Source organism: Pseudonocardia nigra (genome assembly GCF_019396355.1).
Taxonomy (GTDB): domain Bacteria; phylum Actinomycetota; class Actinomycetes; order Mycobacteriales; family Pseudonocardiaceae; genus Pseudonocardia; species Pseudonocardia nigra.
Genome location: NZ_JAHKRK010000462.1, coordinates 1 through 1,357 on the forward strand (window position 1 = coordinate 1; position 1,357 = coordinate 1,357).

General features: G+C 69.3%; 1 protein-coding gene and 2 pseudogenes. 1 reads left to right on the forward strand and 2 read right to left on the reverse strand.

From position 1 onward, the window contains the following. Positions 1 to 270 precede the first annotated feature (270 nt). A pseudogene (locus KME75_RS41590) lies at positions 271 to 375 on the forward strand (IS481 family transposase); the annotation flags it as partial. A gap of 19 nt (positions 376 to 394) precedes the next feature. Here KME75_RS41590 and KME75_RS45510 read toward each other — a convergent pair. Both KME75_RS45510 and KME75_RS47395 read right to left on the reverse strand, forming a co-directional pair. Then, positions 395 to 952 (reverse strand): ISAs1 family transposase, encoded by a 558-nt coding sequence (locus KME75_RS45510; protein ID WP_219420480.1) that lies wholly within the window; start codon positions 950 to 952, stop codon positions 395 to 397. A gap of 26 nt (positions 953 to 978) precedes the next feature. After that, positions 979 to 1,227, reverse strand: a pseudogene (locus KME75_RS47395) (transposase); the annotation flags it as partial. Positions 1,228 to 1,357: the final 130 nt, after the last annotated feature.

Genomic DNA, 1,357 nt, shown 5'->3' on the forward strand with positions numbered 1-1,357 from the left:
GCGACGGCCTGAGCCGCGCGGCCCCAAGGGAATCCGTGGAGCGCCGGATGCGGTGAGAGCCGCACGTCCGGTGCGGAGGGCGGGCCGGGGAAACGGGCTGGTCGCAAGACCAGTACCGCGCCCCGGTTCGACCCCTACTCCACCACCGGGCTGTCGTGGCAGCCCGGTGAAGCTGAGCCTGGATGCACCGCGAAGTGTGGTGATGACGGTGGGTCGTGACGCACGAATCCCCTTCTGACCTGGGAAGATGTGGCTTGCCTCGCGCACGCCGCCATCCTCCACACCGCCCTCGACGACCACTTGAGGCTGGCTTACACCGAGATCCTTCCCGACGAACGCAAGGAGACCGCGGCCGCGTTCTGGGCCCAGGGCTCCGGCATAGTTGATTTTGCAGTTATGTGAGCAGGTCAACGGCTCGCAGAGGGTGGCGGGCGGTGTCGCGGCAGGCGGCGGCGATGTTGCTGGCGCCGGCGAGGCGGTGGCGGCTGATGGCGAGGTTGCGTAGCACGGCCATGACCGCGGGGCCGGTGCCGGTGCGGATCTGGGACAGGTCTTCGGCGAACGTCACATCGCGTACCCAGTGGAGCCGGTTCTCCACGTGCCAGTGCTCGCGGATGATCTCCGCTAGTTGATGGGCGCGGACGTCGGCGAAGCCGAGGCTGGTGACCGCGTAGACGGTCTCGGTGGACCACCGCTTCGCGCTGTCGATGGGGCGTCGGCGGCGGATGATCCGTGCGGCCAGGCGGGCGTGCGGGAACCCGATCCCCCGGCCACCTGGGCCAGTGATCGCGCACAGTTGCAGGGTCCGTGTTTCGACCCGGCCGTGCCCGCGCCCCCGGACCTCGTCGACGACGGGAATCGTCTGCCAGGGCAGGTCGGCGAGCCGGGTGCGCAGCGCGGGCCGGTTGCCCTTGACGATGAACACGTAGTGCGGCCGCGTTCGTGCAGCCAACGGGCGTGCCGGTCCTGGGTGTGCAACGCATCGGCGGTGATCACCGCCCCGGTCAGCGGGCAGGCCCGGTCGATCCGCTCCAGCAGCGATGTGAACGCGGTGATCTCGTTCGTCTTGGCCTCGACCTCGGTCTGGCCGAGCACGACACCCCTGCGGTGATCGAGCGCGCCGAGCAGATGCACCCTCCCATCCGCGTGACGAGCACGGCGAACGGTCTTGCCGTCCACCGCAATCGCCCGCACCGGCCCGGTACTGGTCAGCGCGGTACTGGTCATCCGCTGAAGGAGCGGGGCCGGTCAACCCCCTGTTGTTGTAGTTGATCTTTTCTTCGTTGGCTCTCCGACTGTTCTTGGGCGCGTCGAGGTAGGCGGCGGGGTCAAGGAGCGCCCGGGAGGGCGCCCGCGT